Raw genomic sequence first — 17,754 nt, 5'->3', positions numbered from 1 at the left:
AAAACGTTTTATTTTCAATGCCGGTATGTTATACGGATGGTGAAAACGAGAATAACCAAGGAGGGAGCCATGGAAATGTTCAACTTCGATTATGAAGATGTAGTTGAGCTCGGTTCACGTAGCCGCGGGACAACGGGAAAGAAACGTAAATGGCGTGAGATAGAGGCGTTGAAAGACAAGCATCGCCTGCAGAAGGAGCTGCAATCCATCGACATCGCCTACGAAGGTCTCTCAGACGAGATCGAGTTGTAAAAACAAGGCCCCGGTTAACCGGGGCCTTGTTTTTCAAGGGAGTGTCGACCCTCAGGAAGAGATCGGCAGCGACAGGCGTCTGGCCAGATCCTGAAAGTGCTGGCTGATCTCGGGCCCGAACAGGGGATCCCCGATGGCGCGGTTCTGCCAGACCTGCTCGAGGTGACGCCAGTCATCCTCGGTCAGCGAGTCGCGCAGATGGGGGAAGATGACCCCCTCTTCGTAGTTCATGTGCGCCTCCTGCAGCGCCACGAACTGCTCCAGCTTGGCGGTGAACTGATCGAGCGGAATGACCGCATCCATCAGGATCATCTCCACCATCTCCCTGAGCTCGGCACCGGCCTCCACCAGCTTGGCATGCTCCAGTTGCAGCCGGTTGGCCACATCCCCTTCCACTACCCGGTACTTGAGGTAGTAGTCATAGATGATGTCTTCCTTCGGATGGTGATACTTGTCCGATACCTCCCGCAGGTAATCCACCACGTCGCGGATCAGGAAATAGCTGACCCTTTCTTCGCTGCGAATGGCGGCCAGCTTCTGCTTGAGCAGACCCAGCAACCGGGCGATGTTGAGATGATCCTTGTGCAGACTCGCTAACATGGGCACTCCTTGCGCTGAAATGAGACGATTCTGATCCGAGTATACGGCCATTTATCGCGCCAACTTTGCACTCAATCAAGTCAGCTGCAGACAAAACGGCCAGTGGCGCATGCTGCCCCGCGTTATTCGCAGACCGAGTGCCAGTTGATGGGGCTCATCCCCTGCTGGCTCAGCAAGCGGTTGGTCTCGGAGAAATGGCCGCAGCCGATGAAGCCGCGATGGGCCGAGAGCGGGCTGGGATGGGGGGCACTCAGCACGTGGTGGCGGCTCCGGTCGATGAAACGTCCCTTCTTCTGGGCGTGGGCGCCCCACAGCAGGAAGACCACCCCCTGACAGCTGGCGTTGATCTGCTCGATGACACGGTCGGTGAAGGTTTCCCAGCCCAGATGGGCATGGGAGTGAGCCTGGCCCGCCTGCACCGTCAGCACCGTATTGAGCAGCAATACCCCCTGGGTGGCCCAGGACTCCAGAAAACCGTGATTGGGTGTGACAAAACCCGGCAGATCCCGCTGCATCTCCTTGTAGATGTTCACCAGCGAGGGAGGCGTACGCACGCCGGGCAGGACGGAGAAGCAGAGGCCATGGGCCTGGTTCGGACCGTGATAGGGATCCTGACCCAGGATCACCACCTTGACCTGATCCAGCTCGGTCAGCTTGAAGGCGTTGAACACGTCGGTGGCCGGCGGGTAGATCACCTTGCCCGCCTCCCGCTCGCTCCTGACGGTCGCCAGGGTTGCCTTGAAATAGTCCTGCTCCTTCTCGGAGCCAATCACATCAGTCCAGGTCAGCACCCCAATCTCCTCATTGAATCTGTCGGGGGAGGCGCTTATTTCGACCCGGCCGCTCGTGCGTGCAGGCCGATGCGCCTCTCTCCTCGATATACAGGGCTGGATGGATGGCCTGCGCCCTGTCCACCCACATGGGCACAGCGCAGCACGCCACCATCCTCGATGAATACGGCAGGCCCGGGGTCACCTTGCTTTTACGCAGGCCAATCGGCCAGCACGCGCCCCCTGCCCCCATTAATGCAGCAAGGGGCTCAGGATAGGGGGCCAGCCCCCAAGACGCAACCAGGATGCCCCTGCGGATTCCTTCTCCCGGCCAAGCCGTGGCCACCGCGCTCACCTTTCGGTCGCCGCTGGCCATCTTCGGGTGAGCAAGAGGTCGGCACTGAACTCCCACGCGACTCCCCATGGCCTCGTCTGGCGATGGCAGGGCCACTCTCCCGCTCGCCTGTCGACCCCTATCGCCCTCTCTTGCCTTGGTTAAGCCTCTCCTTCACCTTTTTGGCATATCCCCATCATTGGCTTATCCCCTTCACCTACTGTATGGCGAATCCAGCTTCGAGCGGGCTGGAACATGAAAAGATGTAGTTAAATTACTAGATTTAATTAATGAAAGATGCATAATTTGGATATCTTCCATAATCAGAAAAATGACCTATTTTTGATTAATCTCAATAATTTAATCCCTTCACATCCACGCAGATCGCATATTTTTTGATTTAGATCAATTTTCGTAATATTACCATCGTGGTATATATGACCCAACAAAGTAAAGGTGTAAGGCAAGGGCCCTTTAAATCATCCCGGTGGTTTAAATACATCAGGGTAATGTCCTTACAGTTGAATCCGCTTTCCTATGAGGAGTCATACCATGATCAAGGGCATCCAAATCACCCAGTCTGCCAACGCCGCTCTGCTGAACTCGTTCTGGCTGCTGGACGAAGAGAAGCAACAGGCTCGCTGCATCTGCGCCAAGGGCGATGCCTTTGCCGCCGATCAGGAAGTCAGCCTCTCCGACCTGGGCCAGTTCGAATACCGTGAACTGCCGGTACAAGCCGAGCCGGCTGTCGAAGGTGGCCAGCACCTGAACGTCAACGTCCTGCGTCGCGAGACCCTGGAAGACGCCATCGCCAACCCGGAAAAGTACCCGCAGCTGACCATCCGTGTCTCCGGTTACGCCGTGCGCTTCAACGCACTGACCCCGGAACAGCAGCGTGACGTGGTGACCCGCACCTTCACCCAGAGCCTGTAAGTCGCTCTGCACCAACCGGTATCATGAAAAACGGCCCAAACGGGCCGTTTTTTTATGGCTTGAATTCACCCACCCCCGTTGGCTGCCCGTGCTCGACAGGCTGGCAGCGCACGGCGCAGGTATAGGTGGTTCAATGCTGATCCACCTTGACGGCTTGCGGCGGGTTGCTCAGCGCCTCGTGCATCTGTTGCTCGTCGAGCTGATCGCAGTAACGGGCCACCACCAGGGTTGCCACCCCGTTGCCGATGAGGTTGGTCAGGGCGCGGGCCTCCGACATGAAGCGATCGATGCCGAGGATCAACGCCAGCCCGGCCAGCGGCAAGTGGCCCACCGCCGAGATGGTGGCCGCCAGCACGATGAAGCCGCTGCCGGTCACCCCGGCCGCCCCCTTCGAGGAGATGAGCAGCACCACCAGCAGGGTGATCTGCTGGAACAGATCGAGCGGGGTATTGGTGGCCTGGGCGATGAAGATGGCCGCCATGGTCAGATAGATGGAGGTACCGTCCAGGTTGAAGGAATAACCGGTCGGGATCACCAACCCGACCACCGACTTCTTGCAGCCGAGCGCCTCCATCTTGACCAGCATGCGCGGCAATACAGATTCAGAAGAGGATGTACCAAGCACGATCAGCAGCTCTTCCCGAATATAGGAAATAAAACGCAGGATGCTGAAACCATTCGCTCTGGCAATACTTCCCAGCACCAGGAAAATAAACAGCAGGCAGGTCATGTAGAAGCAGGCGATTAATTGTCCGAGCTGAACCAGCGAGCCGATACCATATTTACCGATGGTAAATGCCATGGCACCAAATGCCCCCACCGGCGCCAGCCGCATGATCATGTTGATGATCCCGAAAATAACCTGGGAGAAGCTGTCGATGACATTGAATATCACCTTTCCCTTCTCGCCGATATGGTGCAGAGAGAAGCCGAACAGCACCGCAAATAACAGCACCTGCAGAATGTTGCCGCTGGCGAAGGCACCGATCACGCTGCCCGGGATCACGTCCAGCAGGAAGGGGATGATGCCCTGTGCCTTGGCCTGTTCGGCGTAGGCAGAGATGGCGCTGGCGTCCAGCGTGGCGGGGTCGACGTTCATGCCCGCCCCCGGTTGCAGCAGGTTGACCACGCACAGCCCGATGATGAGGGCGATGGTGCTGACCACTTCAAAATAGAGCAGCGCGATGGCGCCGGTTTTACCCACCGCTTTCATGCTCTCCATGCCGGCAATGCCGGTCACCACGGTGCAGAATATAACCGGGGCGATGATCATTTTGATTAATTTGACGAAACCATCCCCAAGCGGTTTCATGTCCGCTCCGAGGTCGGGATATATATGCCCCAGGATGACTCCGAGGGTGATCGCTAACAACACCTGAAAATACAGGCTGCTGACTATTTTTTTCTGCATTCTTAACGTCCTGTCAGTTTAATGAGATGTGTCATGGCAGAAATACGCATGCAGCAAGCCGTGACGAAATATGAATTATCTCGCCCGGTTCGTGCCGTTCCCTCATCACAACAGGGGCTACTTTCACATGTTGAAAGAAGCAATTAATAGACATCAATCACACAACAGATTTAACAACATTAACACCATGGCAACCCGGATGTATTTATTCCGCGATTGATTTATGCTGGCCCAGGAAATAAAAACAGCGCGAAAACAAAAATGCCCCGCAGTGCGGGGCATTTTTATGGGGCCAGCGTGGGCCAGGTTCAGATGGAAGTATCGAGCGGCTCGAAGCCCTTGACCAGATCGTCGATGGCCTTCATCTGCTTGAGGAAGCCTTCCAGCTTCTCCAGCGGCAACGCGCTCGGGCCGTCGCAACGGGCCACCTTGGGGTCCGGGTGGGATTCGATGAACAGACCGGCCAGACCGACCGCCATGCCGGCACGGGCCAGCTCGGCCACCTGCTCGCGACGACCGCCGGAGGCGGCGCCCATGGGATCGCGGCACTGCAGGGAGTGGGTCACGTCGAAGATGACCGGGTAGCCGCCGGTGCTCTTCTTCATCACCCCCAGCCCCAGCATGTCCACCACCAGGTTGTCATAACCGAAGTTGACGCCGCGCTCGCACAGGATCAGGCGATCGTTGCCGCACTCCTCGAACTTGTCGGTGATGTTCTTCATCTGGCTTGGGCTGAGGAACTGCGGCTTCTTGATGTTGATGACGTTGCCGGTGCGGGCCATGGCCTCCACCAGGTCGGTCTGGCGCGCCAGGAAGGCGGGCAGCTGGATGACGTCGACCACCTCGGCCACCGGCTTGGCCTGATGGGGCTCGTGCAGATCGGAGATGACCGGCATGCCGAAGGTCGCTTTCAGCTCCTGGAAGATCTTCATCCCCTCTTCCAGACCCGGACCGCGGTAGGAGTGGATGGAGGAGCGGTTGGCCTTGTCCCAGCTCGCCTTGAACACGAACGGGATACCCAGCTTGGAGGTCACTTCCACGTACTTCTCGCACACGGCCATCGCCATGTCGCGCGATTCCAGCACGTTCATGCCACCGAACAACACGAACGGTTTGTCGTTGGCGACGTCGATGCCATTGACCTTGATATTCTTCTGTTCCATCTCAGGCTTCCTTAGGTAAAAGGGCTTGCAGGGCTTGAATCCACATCCGGCCGCGCTGCCCAAAGCAGCATGGCCTCGATACTCGTCGGTTGCATCTCCCAGGCCTTGCATGCAACGGCATGGGACTCTTCATTCGGCCAGGGCCTCGCCATGCAGCGGGGCCGTTGCCCGCCCCTCAGTGGAGGGGCTTGGGGCTCAGATCCAGGGCGGCCAGCTGGGCTTTCAGCACGTCGGCCACCGGATCGTCCGGGCACTGTTCAATAAAGTATTCAAAATCGTCGGCGGCAAAGCGCGGGCAGTCGAGCTGCTCGTAGATGAAGCCGCGATCCCGGGTCTCCAACGGGTCGCCGGGCTTCATCCGCAGCAACAGTTCGCTGCAGCGCAGCGCCTCTGTCATCCGGTCCTCCCGCAGCAGGGCGCCCTTGCTCACGTTGAGCAGCCGCTCGATGATCTCCCACTGGCCGGCAGGCTGCAGGTGATCCGAGCTGAGGGTGGCCAGGTTGCCGAGGGCCCCGCGCAGCAGCAGCTCGATGTGGTGCAGGCTCAGCTCGTCGCCGGTGAAGGGGTCCACATAGACCTCTCCCTCGCTGCCGGCGAAGCTCACCAGGAAGTGGCCGGGGAAGCAGATCCCCTCCACGTCCAGCCCGAGCTTGCGCCCCAGCTGGATGATGAGGATGCCAAGGCTGACCGGGATGCCCTGCTTGCGGACCAGGACCTGGGCCAGATCGCAGTTGGCCACCGAGAAGTAGTCCTGCCAGTCGCCGTGAAACCCTAAGGTCTGGTAGAAGCCCTGCAGCAGCTGACGGCGCACCTGGTCGCAATCCCCCTCCTCGATGGCCTCGTCCAGCCAGGCGTCGAGGCGGGCCAGCTCCGCCGTCCCGCGGCCGCTGATGCCATGGATCTCGTCGCTCACCGACAGCGCCAGCTCGGCGATGTCATGGGCTTCGAAATCGGTCCATTCGTCTACGCGTATCATCGTCATCATCATCCTTAACCGAACAGGCTGGCCTGCTTGTAGACGGCCAGCTTGGCGATGAAGAAGAGCCAGCCGAGAGCTCCCAGAAACGCAAACCAGCGGATGCCGTTACTGCGGGCCAGGCGCAGTGCCATCATGGCCAGAAAAGCCACCACCAGGATGGCGGTCAGCTTCTCGCTGAGCCAGGGGGTGGCGTTGTTGAGCGGATTGAGATCCAGCACCATGCACAGCAGCACGCCGGAGAGCACCACCAGGCCGTTGAGCCAGCCGCTCAACCGAAGGGTACGGGCGCTGGCGGCGCGGCTCGAGCTGGTCTGCAGCCAATAGAAGCGCAACATGAACATCAGCACGGCCAGGCCAATCAGCAGCAGGTGCAGATGTTTGATAGCAAAATACATAACGTGTCCTTGAACAGAGGCAGGCCAGGCCCGCCCGTCATCATCACTGAGCCAGCCGCCCCAGGGTCACCCGCTCGTTATCGCCGTAATCGCGCACGGTTTCCACCTGCACGTAGCCCTGTTGCAGCAGGAGTTGACGCACCGCCTCCCCCTGCTGCCAGCCATGCTCCAGCAACAGCCAGCCGCCCGGCAACAGATGAGCCGGCGCCCCGGTCACGATGAGGCGGATATCCGCCAGCCCCTGCTCGTCCGCCACCAGGGCGGAGCGGGGCTCGAAGCGCACATCCCCCTCGTCGAGGTGCGGATCCGCCCCGTCGATGTAGGGCGGGTTGGAGACGATCATCGCAAAGCGCGGCGCCTGGCTTGACGAGGGCGCGACCAGCGGCTCAAACCAGCTGCCGTCGCGCACCTCGATGGGCAGACCCAGCGCGGCGCTGTTGGCACGAGCCAGGGCTGCCGCTGCCGGCATCCTGTCCACCGCCCATACATCGGCATCCGGTCGCTCCGACTTGAGCGCCAGTGCAATGGCGCCGGTGCCGGTACCCAGATCCAGCAGGGCGCAGGGGCCTGCAGGCAGCCGCGCCAGCGCCTGCTCGACCAGCACCTCGGTGTCGGGGCGCGGGATCAGGGTGGCGGGACTCACCTTCAGCGGCAGCGACCAGAACTCCCGCTCGCCAATCAGGTGGGCGATGGGTTCGCCATTGAGACGACGCGCCAGCCAGCCCTGCAGGGTCGCCTGCTGGGCGGCATCGAGCTCGCGCTCCGGCCAGGTCATCAGGTAGCTGCGCCGGCAGTCCAGCAGATGGCAGAGCAGCGCATCCGCATCCGCGCGGGGGGACTCCCCCCCTGCCAGGGTCGCCATGATGTGGGCGCGAGCCTGCTGGATCTGCATCAGTTGCTCTCGGCCAGGGAGGCGAGCTGGTCGGCCTGGTACTCCTGGATCATCGGGCTGATGACGCAGTCCAGGTCCCCTTCCATGATCTCGCCGAGGCGATAGAGGGTGAGGTTGATGCGGTGCTCGGAGAGGCGCCCCTGCGGGTAGTTGTAGGTGCGGATACGCTCGGAGCGATCCCCCGACCCCACCAGGTTGCGACGGGTGCTCTGCTCGGCGGCGCGGTGGCGCTCATCCTCGGCCGCCTGCAGACGGGCGGAGAGTACCGACATCGCCTTGGCGCGGTTCTTGTGCTGGGAGCGCTCGTCCTGGCACTCCACCACCAGGCCGGTGGGCAGGTGGGTGATGCGGATGGCGGAGTCGGTCTTGTTGACGTGCTGACCACCGGCCCCGGAAGCGCGGAAGGTGTCGATCTTCAGATCAGAGGGGTTGATCTCGATCTGCTCGGCTTCCGGCACTTCCGGCAGCACGGCGACGGTACAGGCGGAGGTGTGGACCCGGCCCTGGGATTCGGTTTCCGGCACCCGCTGCACCCGGTGACCACCGGATTCAAACTTGAGGCGGCCGTAGACGTGCTCGCCCTCTACCTTGGCGATCACCTCCTTGTAGCCGCCGTGCTCGCCGTCGTTGCAGCTGACGATGGAGACCCGCCAGCCCTGGCGTTCGGCATAGCGCGAATACATGCGGAACAGATCGCCCGCAAAGATCGCCGCCTCGTCACCACCGGCGCCGGCGCGGATCTCCAGGTAGCAGTTGTTGTCATCCTTGGGGTCGCGCGGCAGCAGCATCACCTGCAGCGCCTGCTCCTGCTCCTCGAAGGTCGCCTTGGCCAGCGGCAGCTCCTCCTGCGCCATCTCGCGCAGGTCGGCATCCTCCTCTTCCAGCATCTGGCGGGTGGCCTCCAGGTTCTCTTCAGCCTGGCGGAATTGCTGGAAAGCGTGAACGATATCTTCCAGCTGGGCATATTCCCGGGTCAGGGCGCGGTAGCGATCCTGATCCGCGGCCACGTCCGGCTCGCCGAGCATGGCCTGTACTTCTTCGTGGCGCTCGATGAGGCCTTCCAGCTTTCTGATCAGTGACGGGTTCATAAATCTTGTGTTCTCGATGGAGGACGGGACGACCGGGTGATCGCCCCCAAACTATGACTCTTGTGACAACCCCAGCACCTGGCGCAACTGGGCCAGCTGGTGGTGATCCCCCTGGGCGGCGGCCTGGCGCAGGGCCTGGGTCGGTGCGTGGATCAACTTGTTGGTGAGGCGGTGGGCCAGCGCCTTGAGCGCCTGCTCGGCAGGCTCGCCCTGCTGCAGGGCCAGCAGGGCGCGCTGCAGCTCTTCATCGGCCACCTGTTGGGACTGGTGGCGGTAATCGCGGATGAGATCCACCGAGTGGAGGCTGCGATACCAGCCCATGAAGTCATCGCGCTCTTCCTGCACGATGAGCTCCGCCTCGGCGGCGGCCCGTTTGCGGGTCTCGAGGTTCTGCTCGATGATGCCCTGCAGGTCGTCCACCGTGTAGAGATAGGCGTCCGAGAGCTCGTCCACCTCCGCCTCGATGTCGCGGGGCACGGCGATGTCCACCAGGAACATGGGCCTGAAGCGGCGAGCCTTGAGCGCCCGCTCCACCATGCCCTTGCCGATGATGGGCAGGGGGCTCGCGGTGGAGCTGATGACGATGTCCGCCTCGTGCAGGTAGTCCGGGATCTCTTCGAGCGTCATCACCTGGGCGCCGAACTCCTCGGCCAGCAGCTGGGCCCGCTGCAGGGTGCGGTTGGCCACCATCATCTGGGTGACGTTCTGTTCGCGCAGGTGGCGGGCCACCAGTTCGATGGTCTCGCCGGCACCGACCAGCAACACCTTGGTCTGGGAGAGATCGGAGAAGATCCGCCGTCCCAGGCTCACCGCGGCAAAGGCCACCGACACGGCGCTGGTGCCGATCTCGGTATCGGTGCGCACCCGCTTGGCCACCGAGAAGGATTTCTGGAACAAACGCTCCAGCGCCCCCTTCACCGCCTCGGATTGCTGGGCATGGGCGTAGGATTGCTTGATCTGCCCCAGGATCTGCGGCTCTCCCAGCACCAGGGAGTCGAGCCCGCAGGCCACCCGCATCAAATGGCGGACCGCCTCCTCGTCCTGATGCCGATAGATGGCGGAGACCACCTCGGCCGCATCCAGGTCGTGAAACCGCTGCAGCCACTGCAACACCTGCTCGCCCTGCCCCTGCTCCAGACTGCAGTAAAGCTCGGTGCGGTTGCAGGTCGAGACGATCACCGCCTCGCTTACACCGGGTTGGGCGACCAGCTCACGCAAGGCGCGATCGATGCAGTCCGGGCCGAAGGCGACCCGCTCCCGCAAGGCGACACTGGCGGTGTTGTGGTTGATTCCGAGGGCAAGCAAACTCATGAGTGGGCGTGGATCGTATCTGTGCGCAGGGAGTAAAGGCTGCCAATTGTACGAGAAAGGGTAAGTCTTTAAAAGCAATACGACCCCCCCGTATACTGTGCCAAATCACCTTTTCCGGAGCATGACCTTGTTGTTGCGTCTTTTCACCCTTGGCTGCCTGCTGTTGCTGGCCGGTTGTGCCACCACCCAACCCCAGCGCGATCAGGTCAACTGGCAGCAGGAGCGTACCCGGCTCGAGCAACTGACCCATTGGCAGCTGTCTGGCAAGATGGCCATCATCACAGCCCAGCAGAAGGGCAGCGCCCGGGTCAACTGGCAGCAGGATGGCGACGACTATCGCCTCAACCTCACCAGCCTGATCGGCACCCACATCCTGGAGCTCTCCCGCAGCAAGGGCGAGATCACCCTGATCGACAACGAGGGCAACCCCCATCAGAGCCAGGATGCCGAGGCGCTCGTCTATCAGCTCACCGGCTGGAACATTCCGGTGGCCGGGCTGCCGGCGTGGATCAAGGGCTTGCCGGGCGAGGCCGAGTTCGAGCTCAACCCCGACCGCAGTCTGGCCAGTGTGCGAGACGGTCAGTGGCAGATCGTCTATGGCGACTACCGGGATCAGGACGGCTATCGCCTGCCGCACCTGCTCACCATGACCGGCCAGGGCAGCCGCCTCAAGCTGCAGATCAACCAGTGGACCATCACCCGCTGATGGCGGCCATCGACAAGGACTCCCCCATGAGCGCCATGCGCTGGCCGGCTCCGGCCAAACTGAATCTCTTTTTGCACGTCAACGGCCGTCGCCCGGACGGCTACCACGAGCTGCAGACCCTGTTCATCTTCCTCAACCACGGCGACTGGCTCGAGTTCGAGCCGCTCACCGATACCGACTTGCTCACCCTGAGCCCCGCCATTCCCGGCGTACCCGATGAACAGAACCTGATCATCCGCGCCGCCCGTCTGCTGCAGGCCAGGCTGCCGAGCCCGCAGGGGGCCCATATCAGACTGGAGAAGGTGCTGCCCATGGGCGGCGGCATCGGCGGTGGTTCATCGGACGCCGCCACCACGCTAGTGGCCCTCAACCACCTCTGGCAAGCCGGCCTGAGCGAAGACGAGCTGGCCGAGCTCGGCGTGCAGCTGGGCGCCGACGTGCCGGTGTTCGTGCGCGGCAAGGCCGCCTTTGCCGAGGGGGTCGGTGAGCGGCTGCAGCCGGTCGAGTTGCCGAGCGCCTGGTATCTGGTGCTCAAGCCCGATTGCCATGTGGCGACCGCCGCCGTGTTCCAGGATCCGGACCTGCCCAGAGATACCCCGAAAATGGCATTGCACAATCTGCTGGAAGGGGAGTGGAAAAACGATTGCGAATTGCTGGTGAAAAAGCGCCACCCCGAGGTTGCCAATGCGCTCGGCTGGTTGCTAGAATACGCGCCGTCAAGAATGACGGGCACAGGAGCCTGCGTCTTTGCTCAGTTTGAAGACGAAGTGGCTGCTCGGGAAGTGTTGGCAAAAGTGCCGAGAGGATGGGATGGGTTTGTCGCCAAGGGCGAGAACATATCACCACTCTTCGCTACATTGCAACAAGTCAGTGATTGGGGTATCGCCAAGCGGTAAGGCAGCGGGTTTTGATCTCGCCATTCCTAGGTTCGAATCCTAGTACCCCAGCCATCTCCTGAACATCGAACAGGGTATATCGATTCACCTGCCGCAGCAGTCTTGCCGGGAGTGCACACTCCCCCTCGCCGGTTGCAGCACCCATCGTAACCCTGTCGTCATCAGGAAGGTCACTGGTCATCATGGATGACGGGGCGTCGACCAGCACGATGCTCAACCGGCTTGCCGCATGTAACGTGGGCACCTGACCTGAAAGCAGCCTATAGTGGTCTGACCCGTCAACTTGATAAATCGTTTGCCCCCAAACGATAAGGGTCTAATCAGACTCCCCACATACTGGATGCAACCCCGAGGTTTCAAACCGTGCCTGACATGAAGCTGTTTGCTGGTAACGCAACGCCGGAACTAGCCCAGAAGATCGCAGATCGCCTGTTTATCAAACTCGGCAATGCTGCCGTAGGTCGCTTTAGCGACGGCGAGATCAGCGTACAGATCAACGAGAATGTACGTGGTGGCGATATCTTCATCATTCAATCCACCTGTGCCCCGACCAACGACAATTTGATGGAATTGATCGTGATGGTGGATGCTCTGCGTCGTGCTTCAGCTGGCCGTATCACTGCCGTAATTCCCTACTTTGGCTATGCCCGTCAGGACCGCCGCGTCCGCTCCGCCCGTGTTCCCATCACCGCCAAGGTCGTCGCCGACTTCCTCTCCAGCGTCGGTGTGGATCGCGTGCTGACCGTTGACCTGCACGCCGAGCAAATCCAGGGCTTCTTCGACGTCCCGGTCGACAACGTGTTCGGCAGCCCGGTGCTGCTGGAAGACATGAAGTCCAAGAACCTCGAATCCCCCGTGGTCGTGTCGCCGGACATCGGCGGCGTGGTACGTGCCCGTGCCATCGCCAAGCTGCTGGACGATACCGACATCGCCATCATCGACAAGCGTCGTCCCCGCCCGAACGTCTCCCAGGTCATGCACCTGATCGGTGACGTGGCCGGCCGCGACTGCATCATCGTCGACGACATGATCGACACCGGCGGCACCCTGTGCAAAGCCGCAGAAGCCCTGAAAGAGCGCGGCGCCAAGCGTGTATTCGCCTACGCCACTCACCCGGTCTTCTCCGGTTCCGCCGTGGAGAACATCAAGAACTCCGTGATCGACGAACTGATCATCACCGACTCCATCCCGCTCACCGCGGAGATGAAGGCGGTCGACAAGGTCAAGCAGCTGACGCTCTCTTCCGTGCTGGCCGAAGCCATTCGCCGCATCAGCAACGAAGAGTCCATCTCTGCCATGTTTGAGCATTGATAGACCCTGTTGTGACAAAAACCGCCAGCTGGCGGTTTTTGTCTTTCTAGTCCCAGTTACACCCGGTATTGCCCTGCCCCGTCGCAGGTTAAGGATTGTTCCATGAATCGCTTGCGCCCGCTGCTGCTCCTCGCCTTCTGCAGCTTCCTGTTCGCCTGTCAGCCCAACAATGAAAACCAGCCTTTCGTGCTGACCCTGGCTCATATGAACGACACCCACTCCCAGTTTGACCCGGTCAACGCCGAGCTGAAGGGGCCTCTCTTTGGCAAGCAGGGGGAAACCGACACCCTCTACACCCGCTTCGGCGGCTATCCGCGCCTGCTCACCATGGCGAAATCCTTCCAGGCCGACGCGCTGGCCAAGAACCAGCCGCTCCTGCTGCTGCACGGCGGCGATGCCTGGCAGGGCAGCGGCTACTTCAAGCTCAACGAGGGGATGGCCAACGCCGAGCTGCTGAGCCAGTTCGGCCTCGACGCCATGGCGCTGGGCAACCACGAATTCGATCTCGACAACCAGAAGCTGGCCCGCTTCATCAAGGGGGTCAACTTCCCGGTACTGGCCGCCAACCTGGATACCCGCGACGACCCGGATCTGCGCCACGCCGCCAACCTCAAGCCGTTTGCCATCTACGCCTTCGACGGCAACCAGAAGAGCCCGGTCACCGACATCAACAACCTGCCCCAGGGCAAGCAACTGGTCGCCGTGATGGGGCTGGTGCTGGAAGACATGGCCAACATCTCCCCCAACGTCGGCAAGCTGCGGTTCGGCAATGAAGTCACCTCGGCCCAGGCCACGGTGGATCTGCTGCGCCAGCACGGCATCGACCACATAGTGGCGCTCACCCACATCGGCAACCAGCGGGATCTGGCGCTGGCGGCCAAGGTGAACGGCATCGACGCCATCGTTGGCGGCCACTCCCACAGCCTGCTCGGCGATTTTCGCAACATCGGCTGGGGCAACACAGGCGAGTACGCCCAGCTGGTCACCAACCCGGACGGGGTCGGCATGACCTGCGTAGTACAGGCCGGCTCCTATGCCCAGGCCATCGGGCTGGCCCAGGTCAGTTTCGACGCCCAGGGCCGGGTCATCTCTTGTCAGGGTCAGAACCAGCTGCTGGCCAGCCGCGACTTCTTCGCCGACCCCGCCCGCAAGCAGGCACTGGATGAGACCCGCAGCAAGCAGGCCGGCAAGTTCATCGACGCTCAGCCCAACCTGGTAACCGTGGATGAAGACCCGCGCCTGCGCGGCATCATCGACAGCCACTACAAGCCCGCTCTGGAGCAAGCCTTCGGCCCCGTCATCGCCACCATCCCGGCCGCCCTGCAAAATGCCCGCCGACCCGGCGACAATGGCAGCGACAGCCACGGCTCCGACGTCGCCCCCCTGGTGGCCGAAGGGCAGTACTACTGGGCCAATACCCCGGCGGTGCAGGCGCTGACCGGCGGTCCGGTCCACTTCGCCCTGCTGGCAGTGGGCGGCGTGCGCGCCGATCTGCCGGCCGGCGAGCTGCGCGAAGGGGATGCCGCGCTCACCCTGCTGCCGTTCAAGAACCAGCTCTCGGTGCTGACCCTGAGCGGCGCCGACGTGCACGCCCTCTTGACCGAGACCATCACCGCCACCCTGCCCGCCAGCGCCCACGCCGGCAAGTTCCCCTACGGCGGCCACCTGCGCTACACCTTCACCGAGACCACCCCGGGCAAGGGCGGCGCCCTGACCCAGTTGCAGTGGCAGAACGCCGACGGCCAGTGGCAGGATCTGGTGGACAGCCAGCGCTATCGGGTGGTGATGAACGCCTACAGCGCCAACGGCAACGATGGCTGGCAGGCGCTGGCCCGCGCCCAGGCGCAGCAAGCCGAGCGGCTGGATCTTGCCTGGCAGGATGGCAAGCTGACCGGCTTCCCGGTCGAGCGGGTGGAGCAGCGCGGCGATCAGCTGAGCGCCCGCTATGCCACCGGCCATCAGCTTGACTGCAAGGCGAGCGGCGTGGATTGCGGCACCGACGCAGCCTCCTTCGTTGCCTACGTGCGCGATGCGCGCCCCACCCTGACCGCCCTGGACGAAGAGACGGTCACCCTGGTGCGTGCCACGCAATAACCTGTCCCCCGCCGGCAAGCCACAAAACGGGCCCCGCACTGGGGCCCGTTTTGCTGACGTTGGCCACCGGTTCCCCGCTTTTCCCCGGCACTGGCCGAGCTTTGGTTGAGTGATCGCCAGTCGGCGGCTAGAATATTGCGTCCCATTGCCCTGGGCAGTCGGCCCATTGCAAGCAGCGAGTGAAGAAATCAAGCGTGACAAGCCAAATCAAACTGATCGTGGGGCTGGGCAATCCCGGCCCGGAATATGCCAAGACTCGCCACAATGCGGGCGCCTGGTATGTGGAGCAACTGGCACGCTGGCACAATGTCAGCCTGCGCGAAGAGCCCAAGTTCTTCGGCCACACCGCCCGCATCCAGGTAGATGGCCAGGATGTGCGCCTGCTCATCCCGAACACCTACATGAACCTCTCCGGCAAGGCGGTGGCTGCGCTGGCCCGCTTCTACCAGATCGAGCCGGAAGCCATGCTGGTGGCCCACGATGAGCTGGACCTGCCCCCCGGCATCGCCAAATTCAAGCAGGGCGGTGGGCACGGCGGCCATAACGGCCTCAAGGACATCATTGCCAAGATGGGCAACAACAACAATTTCTTCCGGCTGCGGCTGGGGATAGGTCACCCGGGCGCCAAGGAGCTGGTCGCTGGTTTCGTGCTGACCAAGGCGCCCAGCAGCGAGCAGAACCTGATCGACGCCGCGCTGGACGAATCCCTGCGCGCCACCGACATTCTGTTCAAGCAGGACATGACCAAGGCCATGAACCGGCTGCACAGCTTCAAGGCCGAGAAAGTCTGAATAGAGATGCCTGACACGCGTCAGGCTCGAACAATATGACGGGGTCGCCCAAGAACCTGTCCACGCACTGTGACGAGAGGTCGTCAGCAAGGTGAAGCGCAGCGCAGGAACCGGAGCGTATAGTCATACGTGAGCGCTCTTGGTTTCACATAAGCGAGCAGCACATGAGCCTTGATCACAGCCTCGCAGCAAGAGCATGGACAGGTTCTGCGGCCCTCACACAGCATCCATCACGTAAGGTAACAATCCATGGGTTTTAAATGCGGTATCGTGGGCCTGCCCAATGTAGGCAAATCCACCCTGTTCAACGCGCTGACCAAGGCCGGCATCGAAGCCGCCAACTTCCCGTTCTGCACCATCGAGCCGAACACCGGCGTGGTACCGATGCCGGATCCCCGCCTCGACCAGCTGGCGGCCATCATCAATCCGCAGCGCGTTGTGCCGACCACCATGGAATTCGTGGACATCGCCGGCCTGGTGGCCGGTGCCTCCAAGGGCGAGGGCCTGGGCAACCAGTTCCTGGCCAACATCCGTGAAACCGAGGCCATCGGTCACGTGGTGCGCTGCTTCGAGGACGAGAACATCGTTCACGTGGCGGGCAAGGTCTCCCCGGCTGACGACATCGAGGTGATCAACACCGAGCTGGCCCTCTCCGATCTGGATGCCTGCGAGCGCGCCATCAACCGCCAGTCCAAGCGCGCCAAGGGCGGTGACAAGGATGCCAAGCTGGAAGTGGAAGTGCTGGAGAAGATCAAGGTGGCACTGGAAGACGGCCAGATGATCCGCGGCATGAAGCTGGACAAGGACGAGCTGGCCGCCGTCAGCCACCTGAACTTCCTGACCCTCAAGCCCACCATGTACATCGCCAACGTGGCGGAAGATGGCTTCGAGAACAACCCCTACCTGGATCAGGTGCGTGAAATCGCCGCCGCCGAGAATGCCGTCGTGGTGGTGGTCTGCTGCGCCATCGAAGCGGACATCGCCGAGCTGGATGACGAAGATCGCGCCGAGTTCATGGCGGATCTCGGCATCGAAGAGCCGGGCCTGAACCGGGTGATCCGTTCCGGTTACGAGCTGCTCAAGCTGCAGACCTACTTCACCGCCGGTGTGAAGGAAGTGCGTGCCTGGACCATTCCGGTGGGCGCCACCGCCCCGCAGGCCGCGGGCAAGATCCACACCGACTTCGAAAAAGGCTTTATTCGTGCCCAAACCATCGCCTTCGAAGACTTTATCGCCTACAAGGGTGAGCAAGGCGCCAAGGAAGCGGGCAAGATGCGCGCCGAAGGGAAGGATTACATCGTCAAGGATGGCGATATCATGAACTTCCTGTTCAACGTCTAATCCCATGAGAGGCCAGCATTTGCTGGCCTCTTTTTTATCTGGCCCAAGTCCCTATCTGCTGGATATGTCGTAAAAAAAACCAGATTGTTGGGCTTTTGCGCGACAGCGACCAATAACTCGCCAAACGCACTCAAATTCGTTTTTTCAAACAAAAAAAGGGTTGACGCCCCAGAGCCAGATACGCATAATTCGGCCCGCACAGTGACGAGACAACGAGGCACTGGAAGCAAGGTTGGCTATGTAGCTCAGTTGGTTAGAGCATCGCACTCATAATGCGGGGGTCACAGGTTCGAATCCCGTCATAGCCACCATCTCTAGTTGGGGTATCGCCAAGCGGTAAGGCAGCGGGTTTTGATCTCGCCATCCCTAGGTTCGAATCCTAGTACCCCAGCCATTATTTCAGTTGTCGGCATTAAGGTGTCGGTGACAGGTCAAGGGAAGCAGTGATGAGTGTTGAACTCGTCAATGTCTCCAGGTTCAAATCCTG

17 protein-coding genes and 3 tRNA genes are annotated in these 17,754 nt (G+C 61.4%); 11 read left to right on the top strand and 9 right to left on the bottom strand.

Annotation, left to right across the window (positions count from 1 at the left end; genetic code table 11):
- The first annotated feature begins 69 nt into the window (after positions 1-69).
- Entirely contained in the window at positions 70-252 is a 183-nt protein-coding gene (locus ACB031_RS06285; protein ID WP_005298488.1) for a DUF3545 family protein, read from the top strand.
- A gap of 51 nt (positions 253-303) precedes the next feature.
- Here the strand turns inward: ACB031_RS06285 and ACB031_RS06280 are convergent, their stop codons facing one another.
- Positions 304-852 carry a hemerythrin domain-containing protein gene (locus ACB031_RS06280; protein WP_017765030.1) on the bottom strand — a complete coding sequence of 183 codons (549 nt, stop codon included), beginning with the start codon at positions 850-852 and terminating at the stop codon, positions 304-306.
- Positions 853-974: 122 nt separating this feature from the next.
- Positions 975-1,643 (bottom strand): uracil-DNA glycosylase, encoded by a 669-nt coding sequence (gene ung / locus ACB031_RS06275; protein ID WP_017765029.1) that lies wholly within the window; start codon positions 1,641-1,643, stop codon positions 975-977.
- Positions 1,644-2,508: 865 nt separating this feature from the next.
- Between ung and grcA the strand changes: the two genes are divergently transcribed.
- The gene (gene grcA / locus ACB031_RS06270; RefSeq protein WP_005298483.1) at positions 2,509-2,889 is read left to right on the top strand and encodes an autonomous glycyl radical cofactor GrcA; all 381 of its coding nucleotides are present in this window, start codon (positions 2,509-2,511) and stop codon (positions 2,887-2,889) included.
- Between the two features lie 130 nt (positions 2,890-3,019).
- Here grcA and ACB031_RS06265 read toward each other — a convergent pair whose 3' ends face one another.
- From ACB031_RS06265 to hemA, 7 genes are all read right to left on the bottom strand, one after another.
- The gene (locus tag ACB031_RS06265; protein WP_017787920.1) at positions 3,020-4,300 is read right to left on the bottom strand and encodes a dicarboxylate/amino acid:cation symporter; all 1,281 of its coding nucleotides are present in this window, start codon (positions 4,298-4,300) and stop codon (positions 3,020-3,022) included.
- Positions 4,301-4,608: 308 nt separating this feature from the next.
- A complete protein-coding gene (kdsA, locus tag ACB031_RS06260; RefSeq protein WP_005298479.1) occupies positions 4,609-5,463 on the bottom strand; it encodes a 3-deoxy-8-phosphooctulonate synthase in 855 nt (284 codons plus the stop codon).
- Positions 5,464-5,638: 175 nt separating this feature from the next.
- On the bottom strand, positions 5,639-6,439 hold the full coding sequence (locus ACB031_RS06255; RefSeq protein WP_123246804.1) for a SirB1 family protein: 801 nt from the start codon (positions 6,437-6,439) through the stop codon (positions 5,639-5,641).
- 14 nt (positions 6,440-6,453) lie between these two features.
- Positions 6,454-6,837: a SirB2 family protein gene (locus ACB031_RS06250; protein WP_371139206.1), complete on the bottom strand. Its 384-nt coding sequence runs from the start codon at positions 6,835-6,837 to the stop codon at positions 6,454-6,456.
- A gap of 43 nt (positions 6,838-6,880) precedes the next feature.
- Positions 6,881-7,729 carry a peptide chain release factor N(5)-glutamine methyltransferase gene (gene prmC / locus ACB031_RS06245; RefSeq protein ID WP_123246803.1) on the bottom strand — a complete coding sequence of 283 codons (849 nt, stop codon included), beginning with the start codon at positions 7,727-7,729 and terminating at the stop codon, positions 6,881-6,883.
- Positions 7,729-8,817 carry a peptide chain release factor 1 gene (prfA, locus tag ACB031_RS06240; RefSeq protein WP_017778931.1) on the bottom strand — a complete coding sequence of 363 codons (1,089 nt, stop codon included), beginning with the start codon at positions 8,815-8,817 and terminating at the stop codon, positions 7,729-7,731. Before prfA ends, prmC begins: the two co-directional genes overlap by 1 nt.
- Before the next feature lie 51 nt (positions 8,818-8,868).
- Entirely contained in the window at positions 8,869-10,128 is a 1,260-nt protein-coding gene (hemA, locus tag ACB031_RS06235; protein ID WP_371139205.1) for a glutamyl-tRNA reductase, read from the bottom strand.
- Positions 10,129-10,249: 121 nt separating this feature from the next.
- Between hemA and lolB the strand changes: the two genes are divergently transcribed.
- The 9 genes from lolB (at position 10,250) to ACB031_RS06190 (ending at position 17,661) form a co-directional block, all read left to right on the top strand.
- Complete coding sequence (lolB, locus tag ACB031_RS06230) at positions 10,250-10,834, top strand: lipoprotein insertase outer membrane protein LolB (RefSeq protein ID WP_010633224.1); 585 nt, start codon at positions 10,250-10,252, stop codon at positions 10,832-10,834.
- A gap of 26 nt (positions 10,835-10,860) precedes the next feature.
- Positions 10,861-11,730, top strand: coding sequence for a 4-(cytidine 5'-diphospho)-2-C-methyl-D-erythritol kinase (gene ispE / locus ACB031_RS06225; RefSeq protein WP_371139403.1), 870 nt, complete (start codon positions 10,861-10,863; stop codon positions 11,728-11,730).
- Positions 11,710-11,784: transfer RNA gene (locus tag ACB031_RS06220), tRNA-Gln, on the top strand. The genes ispE and ACB031_RS06220 overlap by 21 nt, the downstream gene beginning before the upstream one ends.
- A 309-nt stretch (positions 11,785-12,093) precedes the next feature.
- Entirely contained in the window at positions 12,094-13,041 is a 948-nt protein-coding gene (locus ACB031_RS06215; RefSeq protein ID WP_005298464.1) for a ribose-phosphate pyrophosphokinase, read from the top strand.
- 102 nt (positions 13,042-13,143) lie between these two features.
- Entirely contained in the window at positions 13,144-15,135 is a 1,992-nt protein-coding gene (locus ACB031_RS06210) for a bifunctional UDP-sugar hydrolase/5'-nucleotidase (RefSeq protein ID WP_371139204.1), read from the top strand.
- A gap of 194 nt (positions 15,136-15,329) precedes the next feature.
- On the top strand, positions 15,330-15,926 hold the full coding sequence (gene pth, locus ACB031_RS06205) for an aminoacyl-tRNA hydrolase (RefSeq protein WP_010633221.1): 597 nt from the start codon (positions 15,330-15,332) through the stop codon (positions 15,924-15,926).
- A gap of 249 nt (positions 15,927-16,175) precedes the next feature.
- Complete coding sequence (ychF, locus tag ACB031_RS06200) at positions 16,176-17,267, top strand: redox-regulated ATPase YchF (RefSeq protein WP_005298458.1); 1,092 nt, start codon at positions 16,176-16,178, stop codon at positions 17,265-17,267.
- 234 nt (positions 17,268-17,501) lie between these two features.
- Positions 17,502-17,578: transfer RNA gene (locus tag ACB031_RS06195), tRNA-Met, on the top strand.
- Between the two features lie 8 nt (positions 17,579-17,586).
- A tRNA-Gln gene (locus ACB031_RS06190) sits at positions 17,587-17,661 on the top strand.
- Positions 17,662-17,754: the final 93 nt, after the last annotated feature.

It is taken from the genome of Aeromonas sp. S8(2024), assembly GCF_041403085.1.
GTDB classification, from domain to species: domain Bacteria; phylum Pseudomonadota; class Gammaproteobacteria; order Enterobacterales; family Aeromonadaceae; genus Aeromonas; species Aeromonas dhakensis.
The sequence above is the reverse complement of the archived record's forward strand: the minus strand, read 5'-3'. Positions and strand labels throughout refer to the sequence as shown.